The organism is Flavobacterium cerinum (genome assembly GCF_024496085.1).
Classification (GTDB): Bacteria; Bacteroidota; Bacteroidia; order Flavobacteriales; family Flavobacteriaceae; genus Flavobacterium; species Flavobacterium cerinum_A.
This window is the reverse complement of sequence record NZ_CP101751.1, coordinates 250,040-266,661: the sequence shown is the minus strand read 5'-3', so window position 1 is coordinate 266,661 and position 16,622 is coordinate 250,040. Positions and strand designations below refer to the sequence as shown.

General features: G+C 39.2%; 14 protein-coding genes. 2 read left to right on the top strand and 12 right to left on the bottom strand.

What is annotated here, in order from left to right; genetic code table 11:
• Positions 1–23 precede the first annotated feature (23 nt).
• The 5 genes from NOX80_RS01115 to NOX80_RS01095 form a co-directional block, all read right to left on the bottom strand.
• Positions 24–743 carry a pirin family protein gene (locus NOX80_RS01115; RefSeq protein ID WP_256553052.1) on the bottom strand — a complete coding sequence of 240 codons (720 nt, stop codon included), beginning with the start codon at positions 741–743 and terminating at the stop codon, positions 24–26.
• A gap of 254 nt (positions 744–997) precedes the next feature.
• Positions 998–1,573, bottom strand: coding sequence for a Crp/Fnr family transcriptional regulator (locus NOX80_RS01110; protein WP_256551501.1), 576 nt, complete (start codon positions 1,571–1,573; stop codon positions 998–1,000).
• Positions 1,574–1,576: 3 nt separating this feature from the next.
• Positions 1,577–2,743: a formate-dependent phosphoribosylglycinamide formyltransferase gene (gene purT / locus NOX80_RS01105; protein ID WP_256551500.1), complete on the bottom strand. Its 1,167-nt coding sequence runs from the start codon at positions 2,741–2,743 to the stop codon at positions 1,577–1,579.
• 91 nt (positions 2,744–2,834) lie between these two features.
• Entirely contained in the window at positions 2,835–4,037 is a 1,203-nt protein-coding gene (locus tag NOX80_RS01100) for a pyridoxal phosphate-dependent aminotransferase (protein ID WP_256551499.1), read from the bottom strand.
• Positions 4,038–4,086: 49 nt separating this feature from the next.
• A complete protein-coding gene (locus tag NOX80_RS01095) occupies positions 4,087–5,181 on the bottom strand; it encodes a fatty acid desaturase family protein (protein WP_256551498.1) in 1,095 nt (364 codons plus the stop codon).
• Between the two features lie 116 nt (positions 5,182–5,297).
• Here NOX80_RS01095 and rsmG point away from each other — a divergent pair, with 116 nt between their 5' ends.
• Positions 5,298–5,927 (top strand): 16S rRNA (guanine(527)-N(7))-methyltransferase RsmG, encoded by a 630-nt coding sequence (gene rsmG / locus NOX80_RS01090; protein ID WP_256553051.1) that lies wholly within the window; start codon positions 5,298–5,300, stop codon positions 5,925–5,927.
• 95 nt (positions 5,928–6,022) lie between these two features.
• On the opposite strand, the gene pruA is transcribed toward rsmG, so the two are convergent.
• The 5 genes from pruA to map form a co-directional block, all read right to left on the bottom strand.
• Entirely contained in the window at positions 6,023–7,648 is a 1,626-nt protein-coding gene (gene pruA, locus NOX80_RS01085; protein WP_256551497.1) for an L-glutamate gamma-semialdehyde dehydrogenase, read from the bottom strand.
• A 103-nt stretch (positions 7,649–7,751) separates the two neighbouring features.
• Complete coding sequence (gene apaG, locus NOX80_RS01080) at positions 7,752–8,138, bottom strand: Co2+/Mg2+ efflux protein ApaG (protein ID WP_256551496.1); 387 nt, start codon at positions 8,136–8,138, stop codon at positions 7,752–7,754.
• Positions 8,139–8,216: 78 nt separating this feature from the next.
• Positions 8,217–9,482 (bottom strand): type IX secretion system plug protein, encoded by a 1,266-nt coding sequence (locus tag NOX80_RS01075; RefSeq protein WP_256551495.1) that lies wholly within the window; start codon positions 9,480–9,482, stop codon positions 8,217–8,219.
• A gap of 79 nt (positions 9,483–9,561) precedes the next feature.
• Positions 9,562–10,326, bottom strand: coding sequence for a class I SAM-dependent methyltransferase (locus NOX80_RS01070; RefSeq protein ID WP_256551494.1), 765 nt, complete (start codon positions 10,324–10,326; stop codon positions 9,562–9,564).
• A gap of 51 nt (positions 10,327–10,377) precedes the next feature.
• Positions 10,378–11,196 carry a type I methionyl aminopeptidase gene (gene map / locus NOX80_RS01065; RefSeq protein ID WP_256551493.1) on the bottom strand — a complete coding sequence of 273 codons (819 nt, stop codon included), beginning with the start codon at positions 11,194–11,196 and terminating at the stop codon, positions 10,378–10,380.
• Between the two features lie 126 nt (positions 11,197–11,322).
• Between map and NOX80_RS01060 the strand changes: the two genes are divergently transcribed.
• Positions 11,323–12,597 (top strand): acetyl-CoA hydrolase/transferase family protein, encoded by a 1,275-nt coding sequence (locus tag NOX80_RS01060; RefSeq protein WP_256551492.1) that lies wholly within the window; start codon positions 11,323–11,325, stop codon positions 12,595–12,597.
• A gap of 27 nt (positions 12,598–12,624) precedes the next feature.
• On the opposite strand, the gene gpmI is transcribed toward NOX80_RS01060, so the two are convergent.
• Both gpmI and NOX80_RS01050 read right to left on the bottom strand, forming a co-directional pair.
• Complete coding sequence (gene gpmI, locus NOX80_RS01055; RefSeq protein ID WP_256551491.1) at positions 12,625–14,154, bottom strand: 2,3-bisphosphoglycerate-independent phosphoglycerate mutase; 1,530 nt, start codon at positions 14,152–14,154, stop codon at positions 12,625–12,627.
• The gene (locus NOX80_RS01050) at positions 14,151–16,568 is read right to left on the bottom strand and encodes a DUF5916 domain-containing protein (RefSeq protein WP_256551490.1); all 2,418 of its coding nucleotides are present in this window, start codon (positions 16,566–16,568) and stop codon (positions 14,151–14,153) included. Before NOX80_RS01050 ends, gpmI begins: the two co-directional genes overlap by 4 nt.
• Positions 16,569–16,622 lie beyond the last annotated feature (54 nt).

Here is a 16,622-nt window from a genome sequence, read left to right as displayed (position 1 = left end):
TATATTATTTTTTAATTATTTATTTATTCGATTTCCATCGGAACTTCCATTAAAAGAAATTCGGCATCCGAAGTAGCGGTTATGGTTACTTTGTCGATATCCCAGATACCAAGCCCGTCGCGGGTATTTAATGCCTGATCGTTAACGGTGATCGCTCCTTTTAAAACAAAAATGTATAATCCGTTGCCTTCTTTTTTGAAAGTATAGTCCTGTTGTACACCGGAATCAAATTTTCCCATATGGAACCAGGCGTCCTGATGAATCCATACTCCGGCATCATCCGGATTGGGAGAAAGTATTTGTTGTAAGGTATTGTGTCTTTCAGATTCGTTTAACGCAATCTGATCATAACGCGGCGCTACATTTCGTTTGTTCGGGAAAACCCATATCTGAAGAAATTTAACCTCTTTGTCTTTGTTTTTGTTGTATTCGCTGTGGCGTACACCGGTTCCGGCACTCATTATCTGGATATCCCCTTTTTTAATTACGGTTTTGTTACCCATGCTGTCCTGATGTTCCAAATCACCTTCTAACGGAATACTGATGATCTCCATATTGTCATGAGGGTGTGTTCCAAAGCCCATTCCGGCTGCTACGGTATCATCATTTAATACACGTAAGGCTCCGAAGTGTACGCGCTCCGGGTTAAAATAATTGGCGAAGCTAAAAGTGTGAAAGCTTTGTAACCATCCATGATTGGCGTTACCTCTTGTGTCGGCTTTATGCAATACGATATTTTCCATAATCTTAGAGTTTGTGTTTTGAATGTGATTAAATCCTACAGGTTCGTCCGGGGTTGAAGCGGCTTTGTTAGCCAATGCCGTTCCGGTGATGACAGCTCCGGTTCCAAGCAAACTTTTTTTGATAAAATCTTTTCTATTCATAACGGTTATTTTGATGATTCAAAGATACAACCAATTGAAATCGAATACACTTAACCTAGATTAAGAAATGAAAAATCCCCGTCGTAGAAAAACCGGACGGGGATTGAGAGGTATTATTTTTTGAGTAAACGGGCTTTCATTTTACTGAAAAACTCCGGAGTTACACCTATATAAGAAGCGATTTGTTTTTGCGGCAGACAATGTATCAGATCCGGATGCTTTTTGGTGAACTTGTCATAGCGTGCTTCGGCGGTAAAGCTGAGATTGTCAATAAGCCGTTGTTGATTGGCTACAAGCGAGTTTTCGATCAATATCCTGAAAAAACGCTCTATTTTAGGAACTTCATTATACAAACGTTCCTGATTTTCTTTAGATAGCAATATCACTTCCGATTCTTCATTGGTTTCAATATACAATTGACCCGGACGTTGCGAAAGATAACTATACATATCGGCAATCCACCAACCGGGAGAAGCAAAACTCATAACATGTTCTACACCGTTTTCATCTACCGTATAACTGCGTAAAATCCCTTTGGTAACAAAATAAGAGTAAAGACAGATTTCACCCTCCTTTAATAAAATGCTTTTGGCTTTGTATGTCTTATATTCAATGACCGATACTACCTTTTCCTGCTCTTCGGCAGTTAAAGTAACATGTTTGGCAATTGTGTCAAGGAGGAGATTCATGTTTTAGGCGTTTACGGTTACTAATGCAGCTGTTTCTTTGGCTCTTTCTGTAATAGATTCAATTGGGGTTTCCAATGTGTCATTGGTTAATACAACACCCATTCTGCGATACGGTCTCGAAGTAGGTTTCCCGAATAGTCTGAAATCGGTTTTCGGTAATGCAGCTACTTTTTCAACTCCGCTAAATGTAGGGTTATCTGAATTTTCGGAAGCTAATATTACAGCACTGGCTCCGTTTTTCTCTAAAGTGATAGCTGCGATTGGTAGGCTTAAGATAGCACGAAGGTGTAATTCAAATTCGTTAAAATTCTGTGTTCCGGCCAATGTAACCATTCCGGTGTCGTGAGGTCGTGGTGACAATTCAGAAAAATAAACGCCTTCATCGGTCAGGAAAAATTCAACACCAAATAACCCGGCACCACCTAGAGCTTCGGTAACTTTTCGTGCCATATCCTGTGCTTCGGCAATAGCTGCATTAGAGACACGAGCCGGTTGCCAGCTTTCCTGATAATCACCTCGTTCCTGACGGTGACCGATAGGAGCGCAGAATAAAGTAGGATTGTTGTTTTGTGTTATCGTTAGTAAAGTAATCTCGGAGTTAAAATTAACAAAAGCTTCTACAATAACTTCGACAACATCTCCGCGGGAACCTTCTACGGCATATTGCCAGGCTTTTTCGATATCGCTTTCCGATTTAATTGTGGATTGTCCTTTTCCGGATGACGACATTAATGGTTTTACAACACAAGGGATGCCTACTTCCGAAACGGCTTTTTCCAATTCTGAAGCCGATGTAGCATAACGGTAATTTGCGGTACGAAGACCGAGTTCTTTAGCTGCCAGATCACGAATCGCTTTTCGGTTCATGGTAAAGTTGGCTGCTTTAGCCGACGGGACTACGGTGATACCTTGCTTTTCGTAATCATAAAAACGTTCAGTACGGATGGCCTCAATCTCCGGAACAATAAAATCAGGTTGATGTTTGGCTACAATCGTATCCAGTGCATCGCCGTCCAGCATATTGATTACTTCAAACTGATGGGCAACCTGCATGGCCGGAGCATTTGCATAACTGTCAACTGCAATAACGGTTTGACCGATACGTTGTGCTGCGATCACAAATTCTTTTCCGAGTTCGCCGGAACCTAATAGTAATATTTTTTTAGTCATTGTTGTGTGTTATGGTTTAATAGTGTGATTTAAAGGAGAATATCGGATGCTGTTTGAAATAAAAAAGCCCCGGGAAACCCAGGGCGTAAATTTATGCTAAAACTTCCGAAGTTGCTACCGCTTCTTTGATACGGTGCAGTGCTTCTTTCAGTAGGTCGTCGCTGGTTGCATATGAAAAACGGATACAGTTCGGATTTCCGAAGGCGTCTCCGGTAACGGTAGCCACATTGGCTTCAGCCAGAAGATACATAGCAAAATCATCTGCATTGTTGATCTGTGTACCGCGTAGTGTTTTTCCGAAGAAAGCCGATACGTCCGGGAAAACGTAAAATGCGCCATCCGGAACGTTAATTTTCATACCTGGAATTTCTTTGATCAAACTAACTACTAAATCTCTTCTTTGTTGGAAAGCCTGAACCATATGTTTTAATACAGATGGATCTGCTTCAACTGCGGCAATTGTAGCGCGTTGTGCAATAGTATTAGCACCGCTGGTTACTTGCCCCTGCATTTTTGTACAGGCTTTGGCGATAAATTCCGGAGCACCGATATAACCGATTCTCCATCCGGTCATAGCAAAAGCTTTGGCAACACCGTTTACCGTGATGGTTCTGTCTAACATACCTGGAATAGATGCGATGCTGCAATACGATCCGGTGAAGTTAATGTGTTCGTAAATTTCATCCGATACCACATAAACAGAAGGATGCTTTTCTAAAACTTTAACCAGTTCTGTTAATTCTTCTTTGCTGTATACAGATCCGCTTGGATTACAAGGAGAGCTATACCACATCATTTTGGTTGCCGGTGTAATAGCAGCTTCTAATTGTTCCGGTGTGATTTTGAAATCGTTTTCGATAGAGGTCGGAACTTCTACCGGAATACCGCCGGCCATTTTAATGATTTCGTAATAGCTTACCCAGTACGGTGCCGGAAGGATTACTTCATCCCCGGGATTGATCATAACCTGAGCAATATTGTATAACGATTGTTTTGCACCGGTCGATACTACAATTTGGGATGGTTTGTAGTCAAGCCCGTTATCTCGTTTGAATTTTTTACAAATAGCTTCTTTTAGTTCCGGATAACCTTCAACAGGAGGATAGGAACTGTAATTGTCGTGAATAGCCTGGATGGCTGCTTCTTTAATAAAATCAGGTGTATTAAAGTCGGGTTCACCCAAACTTAAGCTGATAATATCTATTCCGGCAGCTTTTAATTCTCTGGCTTTGGCTGCCATGGCCAGGGTTTGCGATGTCGATAAATTATTAATTCTATCAGAAAGCGGATTCATAAAAATAATTTTGTTTTGATGTTTAAGTGTGTGTATGCAAGTAGTATTTTTAAGCGATTGCGGGTTTTTGTCCCATTTCTTTTAAATGTTTAAAATGAGAATAAACAGCTGAACGCATCGTTTTAAATTCATAATACGGAAGATTACATTCCATAGCGGTTTGTTTTACAATTTCCCCGATCTTACTATAGTGAATATGACTGATATTCGGGAAAATATGATGTTCAATCTGGTGATTCAAACCTCCGGTATACCAGTTTACAATTTTGTTTTTAGGAGCAAAATTAGCTGTGGTGTACAATTGGTGAACTGCCCATGTGTTTTCCAATTCTCCGTTTTCGTCCGGTTGCGGATGATGAATGTCTTCTACAACGTGTGCCAATTGGAATACTACGCTCAGAATCAATCCGGCGGTATAGTGCATGATAAAGAATCCTAATAATACTTCCCACCAAACGATTCCTAAAAGCATCGGAAGGATTAACCATAAAGCAAAATAAATGATTTTAGTAATGACCAATGTTGTCCATAATTTGAACGGACTTGGGAATTCACCATACGATAATTTTCGTTTGATATAACGTCGCATCTGACGGAAATCGGTCGTAATCGCCCAGTTAAAAGTTAATAAACCGTATAGGAAAATGGAATAGTATTGTTGAAAACGGTGTACAGGTGACCATTTCGCGTGTTCGGTAAAACGGATAATTCGCCCTGCGTCTAGATCTTCATCATGGCCGTGGATATTGGTGTAAGTGTGGTGTAATACATTGTGTTGTACTTGCCAGTTGTAAACATTTCCGGCAAGAATATACATACTACCGCCCATAATTTTATTTAACCAGGGTTTTGATGAGTAAGCACCATGGTTCCCGTCGTGCATAACGTTCATTCCAACACCGGCCATTCCAATACCAATCAGAATTGTCATTAGTAAATGAATCCAAAGCGGCATACTAATAGTTAGGATTAAAAAATACGGAACTAAAAAAATACTAAACATGATAATGGTCTTCATGTGTAATTTCCAGTTTCCGGTTTTCTTGATATTATTTTCCTTAAAATAATCGTTAACTCGTTTGTTTAGCGTCCTGAAAAATTTTAAACTATCGGTTTTTGAAAAAAGTGGAGTCTGTTTTATCATAAGTTTATTAAAATGCAAAATTTCCGTTCAAAGGTAATTATTAATAGAAATGTAATAGGTTAAAAATGAAAAAAAATGAAGGACAAAATGATTACTTTTGCATAAAATTTAGAACAATGCAGGATATTGTAAAGTATTTTCCTAATCTCACAGAAGATCAGATTTTTAAGTTTAGCCAATTGGAAGGTTTATATCAGGATTGGAACGCAAAAATTAATGTGATTTCGAGAAAAGATATTGACGAATTATACGAGAAACACGTATTACATTCACTTGGAATTGCTAAAGTTTTAGCGTTTAAATCCGGATCAAAAATTATGGATGTCGGAACCGGTGGTGGTTTTCCCGGTATTCCGTTGGCAATTCTGTATCCTGAAGTGGATTTTTATCTGATTGATGTGATTGCTAAGAAAATCCGTGTGGTAAATGAAGTAGCGACAGCTTTGGGACTTCAAAATGTAAAAGCAGAGCAGATGCGTGCTGAGAATGTAAAAGCAGAATTTGATTTTGTTGTTAGCCGTGCGGTAACGAATATGCCGGATTTTGTGCAATGGGTAAAAGATAAAGTGCGTAAAAAGCAAAATCACGAACTGAAAAACGGTATTCTATATTTAAAAGGCGGTGATCTGACGGAAGAATTACAGAACTTTCCTAAAGCGACGCAGTACAACCTGTCGGATTATTTTGAAGCGGAGTTTTTTGAAACTAAAAAAGTGGTGCACTTACCGCTAAAATATAAGGTGTAAAACCGGTCGAATTTAATAGAATAAAAAAAGCGTGTTTTAACACGCTTTTTTGTTTATTACCTGACAGGTTTAAAAACCTGTCAGGCGTATAGATATTACCCTAAGAACGGATATCTGTAATTTGTTGGCGGAACGAAAGTTTCCTTAATGGTTCTTGGGGAAACCCAACGCATTAAGTTTAATACGGAACCGGCTTTATCGTTAGTTCCGGATGCTCTTGCTCCTCCGAAAGGTTGTTGTCCTACAACAGCTCCTGTCGGTTTATCATTAATGTAGAAGTTACCGGCTGCATTTTCAAGTGCTTTTGTAGCTTGCTCGATAGCATAACGATCCTGACTGAAAATAGCGCCTGTTAAAGCATATTCAGAAGTACTGTCCACTAGAGCAAGGGTTTCTTCCCATTTCGCATCTTCGTATACGTAGATGGTTAACACTGGTCCGAATAATTCGGTTTCCATAGTTGTGTATTTCGGATTTGTAGTTACAATCACGGTTGGCTCAATAAAATAACCTACCGATTTATCGTAGTTACCACCGGCGATGATTTCAGCATCGCTGTCTTTTTTTGCCTGATCGATATAACTTGCCAATTTATCGAAAGAGCTTTCAGAAATCACGGCAGATACGAAATTTGACGGATCTTCAGGAGATCCCATTTTCATAGATGCGATATCGGCAACCAATTGTTCTTTAACTGCCGGCCATGTTGATTTTGGTAAATAAGCTCTTGAAGCAGCGGAACATTTCTGTCCCTGATATTCGAATGCACCACGCGATAAAGCAGTAGCAACCTGCGCAGGAATAGAAGAAGGGTGTGCTAATACGAAATCTTTACCACCTGTTTCTCCTACGATTCTCGGATACGTTTTGTATCGGCTGATGTTTTGTCCGATTTTAGCCCACATATCATTGAAAACGCCTGTAGAACCGGTAAAGTGGATCCCCGCAAAATCAGGGCTTGCCAATAAAGTCTCAGAAATCATAGCAGAGTTACCATACACTACGTTGATAACACCGTCAGGTAAACCGGCTAATTTGAAAACCTCAACAATTACATTAGCTGAGTAAATTTGAGTAGCACTTGGTTTCCATACTACAACGTTCCCCATTAAAGCCGGTGATGCCGGTAAGTTTCCTGCAATGGCTGTAAAGTTAAACGGCGTAATAGCATATACAAATCCTTCTAACGGACGGTGTTCTACACGATTCCAAACGCCTTCGGATGAAATCGGTTGCTCAGCATACACCTGAGTCATGAACTGAACGTTAAAACGTAAAAAGTCAATTAATTCACAAGCTGAGTCAATTTCTGCCTGGTGTACTGTTTTCGCCTGAGCGATCATAGTGGCAGCATTGATTTTAGCACGGTATGGTCCTGCTAATAAGTCAGCGGCTTTTAAGAAGATTGAAGCGCGGTGTTCCCATGAAAGAGCAGCCCATTTTTTCTTTGCTTCCAAAGCGGTACTGATTGCTTTTTCAATATGTTCTTTTTCGGCTTCGTGGTACTGTCCCACGATGTGTTTGTGATCAAACGGAGGTGTTAGGTTTTTTGTTTTTCCGGTACGGATTTCCTCACCGCCAATATATAAAGGCACATCAACTTTAGCGTTGTACAATTCTTTGAAAGTCGCTAAAACAGCATCTCTTTCCGGTGTACCCGGTGCATACGATTTAACAGGCTCGTTAACCGCTACAGGTACATTATAAATTCCTTTTGGCATAACAATTTGTATTTATTAATTATCAAATTTTCGCGTAGCGAAGATACAAATTATTAACGAAAAAGGTCTTTTTTGTGGTGTTAATGCTTTGGTAAAATATGATTTAGTTCAAGGCAAAAGGAGCGCTTAAACGGAATGTAGGAATTATTACACGGAACGAACGCGTTGAGGTAAAATTGATCATGTTGAAATACCCTCGCATGGCTCCGAAAGGTGAGGAAAGAAGGCATCCGGAACTGTAGGTATGCTTTTCGCCGGGTTTGATAACGGGTTTTTTGCCGATCACACCTTCTCCGTCAACAATTTCTAAATCGTTAAGCGAATCGTAGATTTCCCAATGTCTGGAATTTAATTGTACGGAGTCTTTACTCTGGTTTTCAATCGTAATCTCATAACTAAAGGCAAAATGAATCTTGTAGTTCTTGAAGTAAGTGCCTTCAAAACTAGTCAGGACTGAAATTTTTATACCTCTGGTTATTTGTGAAACCATAATATTTGATTGGTTTTTTGAGAAACAATTCCAAAAATAACAAATATTTGTATCTATTCTGTTAAATTTAAAACTTTTTTAATTCGTGATGTTTTCGGATGTAGCAAAACCACGGCCTATTATTTTGTCATAACGATCATTGTTTCCGCGATAATAGACAATTACAAAATAATTGTTTTCGGTTTGGTAGAAATTGCCGTCAATAGCGTTCTGATTGTCTACTTTTCCTTTGGCGTCTAACATCACATATTGATAGTTTACAAAACCTTGCTTGAGTAAAATAGCCTTTTCGTAAACCCCTTTTTCTTTGTTGAAATCCATCTTATTTTCAGGGGAAAGCGCATAATTGTTAAACATACCGTTTACATAAATGTCTTTTTTGTCAATTGTAGTAGGAGGGATCAATGTAAAATAAACCCAGGCATAATCGGCTTCTGTCTCCGGATTGTCAGAACTGATATTGCGAATATAAAAACTACCGTTTATATCCGGATAATAGGTGTAGGGTTGGTTACCTCTTGGTGAATTGGCGAATAAAAGTGAATTGTAAATCTCTCCCGAAGTCACTTTTCCTACATTGTTACCCGGATTACGAATGTCTTTATTGTCGAAATATAAAAATTCGTTTCCGCCCCAGAATTGAGTCTCCTGATTGTAACGGTAAATAAGATCGGAACCTAATGTATATTGCGGTTTGATATTTAAAATAGCATTGTCCCATCTTCCGTTTTGTAATAAGGCAACTTTAATATTCTGAATAGGATTTTGTAAGTTGTTTTCCCCCATTTTGATCGTGAAATCCATGTTTTGTTTTTTCTCGATGTCAGTCAGGTTACGGGAACGCTTGATTTGTAGGGGAACAGAAAGGGTCTCTTCATAAATGATAAAGCGTCTGGAAAAAACTAGTTCCTGACTATCATTGAAGATTTTGATAATATAATTTCCGGATAATAATATGCGGTTAAATCGATTCGGGAATGCCTGCTTATAATGTGAATAGATTTGAAGTGTATTAAAGGAGTTCAGGTAGGTCATAATCCTTTGATTGTCCATTCCCTGTAGGTATTCTGACTTTGCCAGCATTGTAGGTGTCCAGTCGTAATTACATTGTGTTATAGTATAATAATAATCAGCTTCATTACCGAATAAATCATCAAACTGTAATTCGAAAGGATCTCCCAATCGGAACATCGGGATTGTATTGGCTCCGCTTTGTACAAATGAAACGGTTTTAATATTAAACGGCGGATTCACTTCTTTTTCAACCTGGGAAAAAACGGAAGCAGAACCGGATAATACACAAGAAAGGATCAGTAAGAATCGTAGTTTTTTATAAAATAGCATAGGGCTTTTGAAATTGTCAGTGAGGTAAAGATAAACAATTTCTGCTAAAACAATTCGTTAAAAAAGCCCCTGAATTTTTTTACTTATGGCAAATCGGGATGATTTCTCCTTTGGCTAAACAATAACGCTCAACCAATTCCGGCGTTATTTTTTGGGTGTAATCTTCTTCGGTTACCGTGAATCCGATACTTCTTAATTTGTCAAAATAATCTCGTCCGTAAACGCGAACATGGTCATATTGTCCGAAAATCGCAGCGCGCTCTTTTGGATCGGTAATGGAATCATCTTCAAAAGTAGTCGCCCGGTTTAAATCCTGCGGAATCTGGAAAATTCCCATTCCTCCGGGTTTTAAAACACGATATAATTCCTGCATGGCTTTCGTGTCGTCCGGAATATGTTCTAATACGTGATTGCAAAGAATCAAATCGTAAGAATTATCAGCAAACGGCAAATTACAGATATCTGCTTTTACATCAGCAAGAGGGGATAATAGATCAGTTGTTGTATAATCCAGGTTTTTCTGATTGCGGAATCGTTTGTAAAACGCCTGTTCCGGAGCAAAATGCAGTACTTTTTTGGGTGCACTAAAGAAATCGGTTTCATTTTTCAGATATAACCAAAGCAAACGATGCCGTTCCAGTGATAGCGTACTGGGTGATAATACATTGTTACGTTGCGTTCCGTATCCGTAAGGCAGGAAAGTACGAAAACTTTTGCCGTCGATCGGGTCAGTATAAGTGTTCCCTCTCAGAGCTAAAGCCAAAACGGGACGAATGATATAACTAAGCCGGATCAATAAAGGTCTCGGAATGGTATTCAGGATAAATTTGAAAGCGGATTTCATTTATAATAGTTTATAATGCAGGTACGTGAAATACCTGCATTTGTCCTGTTTTTAAAGTGCTAAAGCGTGTTGTCTGAATTCGTTTTCTTCGTCAGACTGAATGCCTAATGCCTGATAAATATATTGGAAAGTCGATAATAATTCCGGTTTCCCGTCTACAATAGCCACATCATGTTCGAAATGAGCACTTGGTTTTCCGTCGCGTGTTGAAATCGTCCAACCGTCTTTTAAATGCTTAATGTTACGGGTTCCCATGTTGATCATAGGCTCGATAGCCACTACCATTCCTTCGATAAATAATTTTCCGCGGCCTCTTTTTCCGTAATTCGGCATTTCCGGCTCCTCGTGCATTTTACGTCCCAAACCGTGTCCTACTAATTCACGTACAACACCATATCCATGAGCCTCAGCATATTTCTGAATAGCATTTCCTACATCTTCCACGCGATTTCCGATTTTAAACTCACGAATACCGATATATAAAGATTCTTTTGTGATCTGTAACAACTTTTTAGTTTCGGGAGCTACTTCACCGATTTCAAAGGTATAAGCATGATCTCCGTAAAACTCGTTTTTAATCGCTCCGCAATCTACCGATACGATATCACCTTCCTGAATTGGTCGGTCTGTCGGTAAACCGTGAACAACCTGGTCGTTTACACTGGTCAATAATGTGGAAGGACATCCGTATAATCCTAAAAATCCGGGAACGGCATTGTGATCCCTGATAAAGGTTTCGGCTAATTTATCCAGTTGTAGCGTGGTAACACCGGGTTTGATTTCGCTGGCAATCATCCCTAAGGTTTTGGAAACCAATAGGGCACTCTCACGCATTAATTCTATTTCTTCTCTTGTTTTAGGAATAATCATAATGTTGTATTTCAGACTGCAAAAGTACAATATTCTGTTGATTATTCTTTAATCGAAATTATCACATGAGTTTTGTCATATTTTCGTACCTTATGTGGGTTTAATTTTACATAAAAAGTAAAAGGTATGAGTAAATATGTTTCTGCAGCGGAAGCTGTTAAAATTATAAAATCAAATAACCGTGTTTATGTTCAGGCGGCTGCGGCTACACCGACTGTTTTGACCAAAGCATTAGCCGAAAGGGCCTCTGAATTGAAAAATGTGGAACTATGTCATCTGCATACGGAAGGAGAAGCGGCTTACGCCAATCCGGAGCTGGCCGAAAGCTTTCACGTAAATTCATTCTTTATCGGGCAAAATGTCAGGCATACAATTGAGGCCGGTAACGGATCGTATACACCGGTGTTTTTAAGTGAATTGCCTCATTTGTTCAGAAAAGGTGTTATCCCTTTAGATGTCGCGTTTATTCATGTATCACCGCCGGATAGTCACGGCTATTGTTCATTGGGAGTGTCTGTTGAAGCTTCGATCGCTGCGGTTGAAAATTCTAAAATAGTGATTGCGCAGGTGAACCCGAATATGCCGCGGACTTTTGGGGACGGAATTCTCCATGTTTCGGAAATTGATTATTTGGTTGAAGTGAACGAAGTGATACACGGACACGGATCAAAAGAAATTAGTCCGGTAGAAGCAAAAATCGGAGAATTGGTGGCCGGTTTGATTGAAGATGAAAGTACGTTGCAAATGGGAATCGGTTCAATTCCAAATGCGGTATTAGCAAAACTGGTAAATCATAAAAATCTGGGATTGCATACCGAAATGTTTTCAGATGGCGTGATTGATTTAATCGAAAATGATGTTATCAATTGTAATTTTAAAGGCGTGAACAGAGGTCGTGCTTTGGCTACTTTTTTAATCGGTTCACAACGATTATATGATTTTGTAAATGATAATCCGTTTATCGAAATGCGGGAATCATCATATGTAAACGATACATCGGTAATTCGGATGAATCCGAAAATGATTGCGATTAATTCGGCTATTGAAGTTGATATAACCGGTCAGGTTTGTGCTGATTCTATCGGAGCCAGAATGTATTCCGGAGTTGGAGGTCAGATGGATTTTGTACGCGGCGCTTCGTTAAGTAAAGGCGGAAAAGCGATAATCGCCTTGCCATCGGTAACAAAAAGAGGAGAGAGCCGTATTGTGCCGTATCTGAAGCAAGGAGCAGGTGTTGTAACAACGCGTTCTCACGTCCAATATGTTGTAACCGAATACGGGATAGCCGACTTATACGGAAAGACCCTGAAACAGCGAGCGAATGAATTGGTTAAAATTGCACATCCGGATCATCGGGAGTGGATTGATAAAGCGTATTATGAATTAAGTCATTTTAAATAAAAAAAGCTCCGTAAGGAGCTTTTTTTATTATTTAACCGGATGAAGTAACGAACGTTGTGTCATTACTGCGGGTTTTTCAATACCCATTAATTCCAGTATCGTCGGTGCAATATCCCCTAAAATTCCATTATCGATAAACTGTAGGTCTTTATCAACAAGAATAATCGGAACCGGATTGGTTGTATGTGCCGTATTCGGAGTTCCGTCCGGATTGATCATGGTTTCACAATTACCGTGGTCGGCGATTACGATTGTGGTATAATCGTTTTCCAGTGCTGTTTCGATTACTTCTTTGACACAGCTATCGACAGCTTCACAAGCTTTAATTGCAGCTTCCATGACTCCGGTATGACCTACCATGTCTCCGTTAGCAAAGTTTAAGCATACAAAATCAACTTCTTTCTTTTGTAATTCCGGAAGCAGCGCATCTTTAAGATCAAAAGCGCTCATCTCCGGTTTTAAATCATAAGTCGCCACTTTAGGTGACGGACAAAGAATTCGGCTTTCTCCTGTAAACGGTTCTTCGCGACCGCCGGAAAAGAAAAAGGTAACGTGCGGATACTTTTCCGTTTCAGCAATCCGGATTTGTTTTTTATGGTTTTTTTCGAGGATTTCACCTAACGTTTCTGTGATATTCTCTTTATCGTAAATAACGTGTACGTTGTGATAGGTATCGTCATAATTGGTCATCGTCACATAATACAGATTCAGTTTGTGCATATTCTGCTCGTGAAAATCTTTCTGAGATAAAGCTTCTGTAAGCTGACGTCCGCGATCGGTTCTGAAGTTGAAAAAGATAACAACATCATCTTCCTGAATGGTAGCTATCGGATGCTGATTGTCATCAACCACAACGATCGGTTCGATAAACTCATCGGTTATATTATTGTGATAGCTGGCTAAAACACTTAATACGGGATTTTGCGACGGTGTTCCTTTTCCGTTTACGATTAAATCATAAGCCTTTTTAATACGTTCCCATCTTTTATCCCGATCCATAGCATAATAGCGACCCACAATAGAGGCAAGTCGGGCAGATGATTGGTGTAAATAATTTTGGAGATCTTCGATATAGCGTGCTCCGGATTTCGGATCAACATCTCTACCATCGGTAAATGCATGTACAAATACTTTTTCTAATCCGTAGTCTTGTGCCGAATCCAATAATCCTTTTAAATGGGAAGTATGGGAATGAACACCGCCATCGGAAACGAGTCCCAGGAAATGAACATTTTTATTGTTGTTTTTAGCGTAAGCAAAAGCATCTAAAAGTACTTTTTCATGATTAAGCGTCTTGTTCTGTACTGCCAGATTAATTTTGGCCAGATCCTGATAGATGATTCTTCCGGCGCCAAGGTTCATGTGACCCACTTCCGAATTTCCCATTTGTCCTTCCGGAAGTCCCACGTTTAGACCATCGGTACGTAAAGAAGCATTTGGATATCGGGTGTAAAGACTATCTATAAAAGGGGTATTGGCATTGTCAATTGCAGAAACTTTAGGGTCAGGTGATTTTCCCCAACCGTCTAAAATCATTAAAATAACTTTCTTTTTCATGTTTTAAACCATTTTTTGGCATTGTTGTAATCAATATAGTAGCGAAAACTAATTGATAGTGTGTTGTTAAGGTTGTTGCTTAAAGTGTGGTCTAAATTATCAATAATATTTTTATTTAAACGCTTTTCGTTGTGAATTGCGTTATTGCGGTACAAAATTGACACCTGACTGCCCGGAGCAAACCACCAGGAATAGGATAAATCGAAATTCCAGATTTTAAAATTCGAATTTTGATCTTCATTATAGTTAGGATTCGGCAGGAAATAGCCGTCATCTGTTAGCGTAAGAAAGTTAAGATTTTCGGCATATGACCAATAATAACGGGCTTTCAGGTTAATTGTCATCTTACTGTTGATGGAGAATTTTCCCGTTAGCGTATTTTCGATCGTATTCCGGTTTCGATTTGCAAAAATGATATTGTCATTGTCAAAATCGACCCAACCTTTTTCGTCGTTTTGTCGGTTCCAGTCGATCGCGTAAACCAAAGTGAACTGATCGCTGAAACGATATCTCGGACTAATTCGAATGCCGTAATTATGCCGTTTATCCTGATCGTAAAAATCAAGAAAGAAGTTAGCATCCAAAGCAAAAGGATAGTTGTAATTGGTTGAAATATCAATCCAGGAAAAGGAATAACGCGGATTGTATACATAGCGCCCTGTTTTTCGGGGTTGATAAAAATCGAAAGTTTCAAGCGGAGACAATAAAAAGCCCAACCCGAAATAATGATTCTTTTTATCCGTGCTTTCGAGATTAAATTCAAAAGAAGCTTCTTGTGGTTTTCCGGTGCTGTTTTCTATTTCAGAATAAGCAATTGTGCTGACTTTAAAAGTGTTAAATGTTTTGTTCGGTTTTAAAATCCGATAACTATTTGTGAGAGAAAAGCTATGATAATTGGTAACGAAGATAATCCCGAGATCATTAATATCATATTTATCCGAAATATAAGTAGTATTAGCACTTAATCGATATTTGCCGCTGGTTTTTCCGAAGTTAAGGTAAGCGGTATACCCGTTTTTATTGCCATCAAGATCATTAACATGGCTAAATTTAAAGTTTCCGGAAAGGTTAAAAGTATTGGCTTTGGTATTAAGATCGAAAAGAAGAGCCGTTACATTCGCATCTCTAAAACTTCCGTCGCGGATAACACTTGTATTCACCAGAGAAACAGAAGAATTTTTTCGAAAACGCTGGTCCAATACCAGAATATTATAGTTCGCTAAAGGTTCAACTACTTCAGAACGAACTTCACCGGTTTGGGTGTTTCGGATAGTCGCTTCGGTTTTTTCAGTAATTGCATTCATTACTCCGATACCAAGACCTTTGGCCGTACGCCCGGATATTTTGAGTGCATTTAACAGATTGATTCGGGACGGATATTGTGACACTTCTTCATTATCGGTAGTTTCGGGATAGGTGGAAGGTGATCCGCCGATTCTTCGGGAATACAGTAAGTCTCCTTTGCTGAACATATCCGTTCCTTCGGTAAAAAAAGGACGGTTTTCGTTGAATTGTTGTTCGAACGGACCTAAGTTTAAAACGACATTATCGAAAGCGGTTTGTCCGAAATCCGGAACCAGAATTGCGTCAAGCGTAAACGAATCGTTGATACCGTATTTAATGTCCATTCCGGCTTTAAACTCGGTATTTGTACCGTTGTCGTTGTGATTAACATAATAGGAAGAGTAGGGAATCAGAAACAGTCGTGTTGGTGGTTTGATGTCCTGAATGCCTTCCAGAATACCCGCTTGCGGAATAATCGCACCGATGTTGTTGTCGATTCGGTTCCAGGTGTATTTTTGACGATCCCTGCGAATTTCTCTAAAAAAATTGACACCCCAGATCTGTTCTTTTTTTTCAGAAAAACGAAGTGCAGCATATGGAATTTTCATTTCCACGATCCAGCCGAAATCAGTAAGTGAAACATTGCTGTGCCAAATACCGTCCCAGGTATAATCTTCTCCGTTTTCAGTGGCCATACAATCCATTTGAGTCCCGGCTGTACTTACAAAAAAGCGGAAATCCTGTTGTCCGTCATTATAACCGTTGATAAAAATACCGAAAAAATCAGATGTGCCGAATTTGTCTCTTTCGGTAATTTCTTTTACAATTTTAGAGGGATCATCATAAAGTAAAGCGCCGATATAGATACCGTCGTCATCGTATAATACTTTTACTTCCGTTCGTTTTTCAAAGGAAACCGGTGTGCCGTTGTCCGGTTGATAGGTGATAAAATCCGAGGCGATTTCAGCATTTTTCCATTCGTCTTCGCTTAGTTTTCCGTCAATGTTGATGGTGCTTTTAAGAGGAAAAGCCCGTAGCATTTTTTTGTTTTTCGGATCCTGGATTAACTCCTGTCCAAAAATAAATGTTGCATTTGTGACAATAAAAACGAGGAAAAATACGTTTTTCATTTAATTTTTGCGTTAAAATTAACAAATATACTTTTTTTAATTCTGTTTTGTAAG

Bases quoted from the DNA above. Each gene is read 5' to 3' on its own strand.
- NOX80_RS01070 (WP_256551494.1), bottom strand. From the start codon at position 10,326: ATGAAATCCGCTTTCAAATTTATCCTGAATACCATTCCGAGACCTTTA.
- NOX80_RS01100 (WP_256551499.1), bottom strand. From the start codon at position 4,037: ATGAATCCGCTTTCTGATAGAATTAATAATTTATCGACATCGCAAACC.
- NOX80_RS01060 (WP_256551492.1), top strand. From the start codon at position 11,323: ATGAGTAAATATGTTTCTGCAGCGGAAGCTGTTAAAATTATAAAATCA.
- NOX80_RS01050 (WP_256551490.1), bottom strand. From the start codon at position 16,568: ATGAAAAACGTATTTTTCCTCGTTTTTATTGTCACAAATGCAACATTT.
- NOX80_RS01095 (WP_256551498.1), bottom strand. From the start codon at position 5,181: ATGATAAAACAGACTCCACTTTTTTCAAAAACCGATAGTTTAAAATTT.
- NOX80_RS01075 (WP_256551495.1), bottom strand. From the start codon at position 9,482: ATGCTATTTTATAAAAAACTACGATTCTTACTGATCCTTTCTTGTGTA.
- NOX80_RS01110 (WP_256551501.1), bottom strand. From the start codon at position 1,573: ATGAATCTCCTCCTTGACACAATTGCCAAACATGTTACTTTAACTGCC.
- pruA (WP_256551497.1), bottom strand. From the start codon at position 7,648: ATGCCAAAAGGAATTTATAATGTACCTGTAGCGGTTAACGAGCCTGTT.
- map (WP_256551493.1), bottom strand. From the start codon at position 11,196: ATGATTATTCCTAAAACAAGAGAAGAAATAGAATTAATGCGTGAGAGT.
- rsmG (WP_256553051.1), top strand. From the start codon at position 5,298: ATGCAGGATATTGTAAAGTATTTTCCTAATCTCACAGAAGATCAGATT.
- apaG (WP_256551496.1), bottom strand. From the start codon at position 8,138: ATGGTTTCACAAATAACCAGAGGTATAAAAATTTCAGTCCTGACTAGT.
- gpmI (WP_256551491.1), bottom strand. From the start codon at position 14,154: ATGAAAAAGAAAGTTATTTTAATGATTTTAGACGGTTGGGGAAAATCA.
- NOX80_RS01115 (WP_256553052.1), bottom strand. From the start codon at position 743: ATGGAAAATATCGTATTGCATAAAGCCGACACAAGAGGTAACGCCAAT.
- purT (WP_256551500.1), bottom strand. From the start codon at position 2,743: ATGACTAAAAAAATATTACTATTAGGTTCCGGCGAACTCGGAAAAGAA.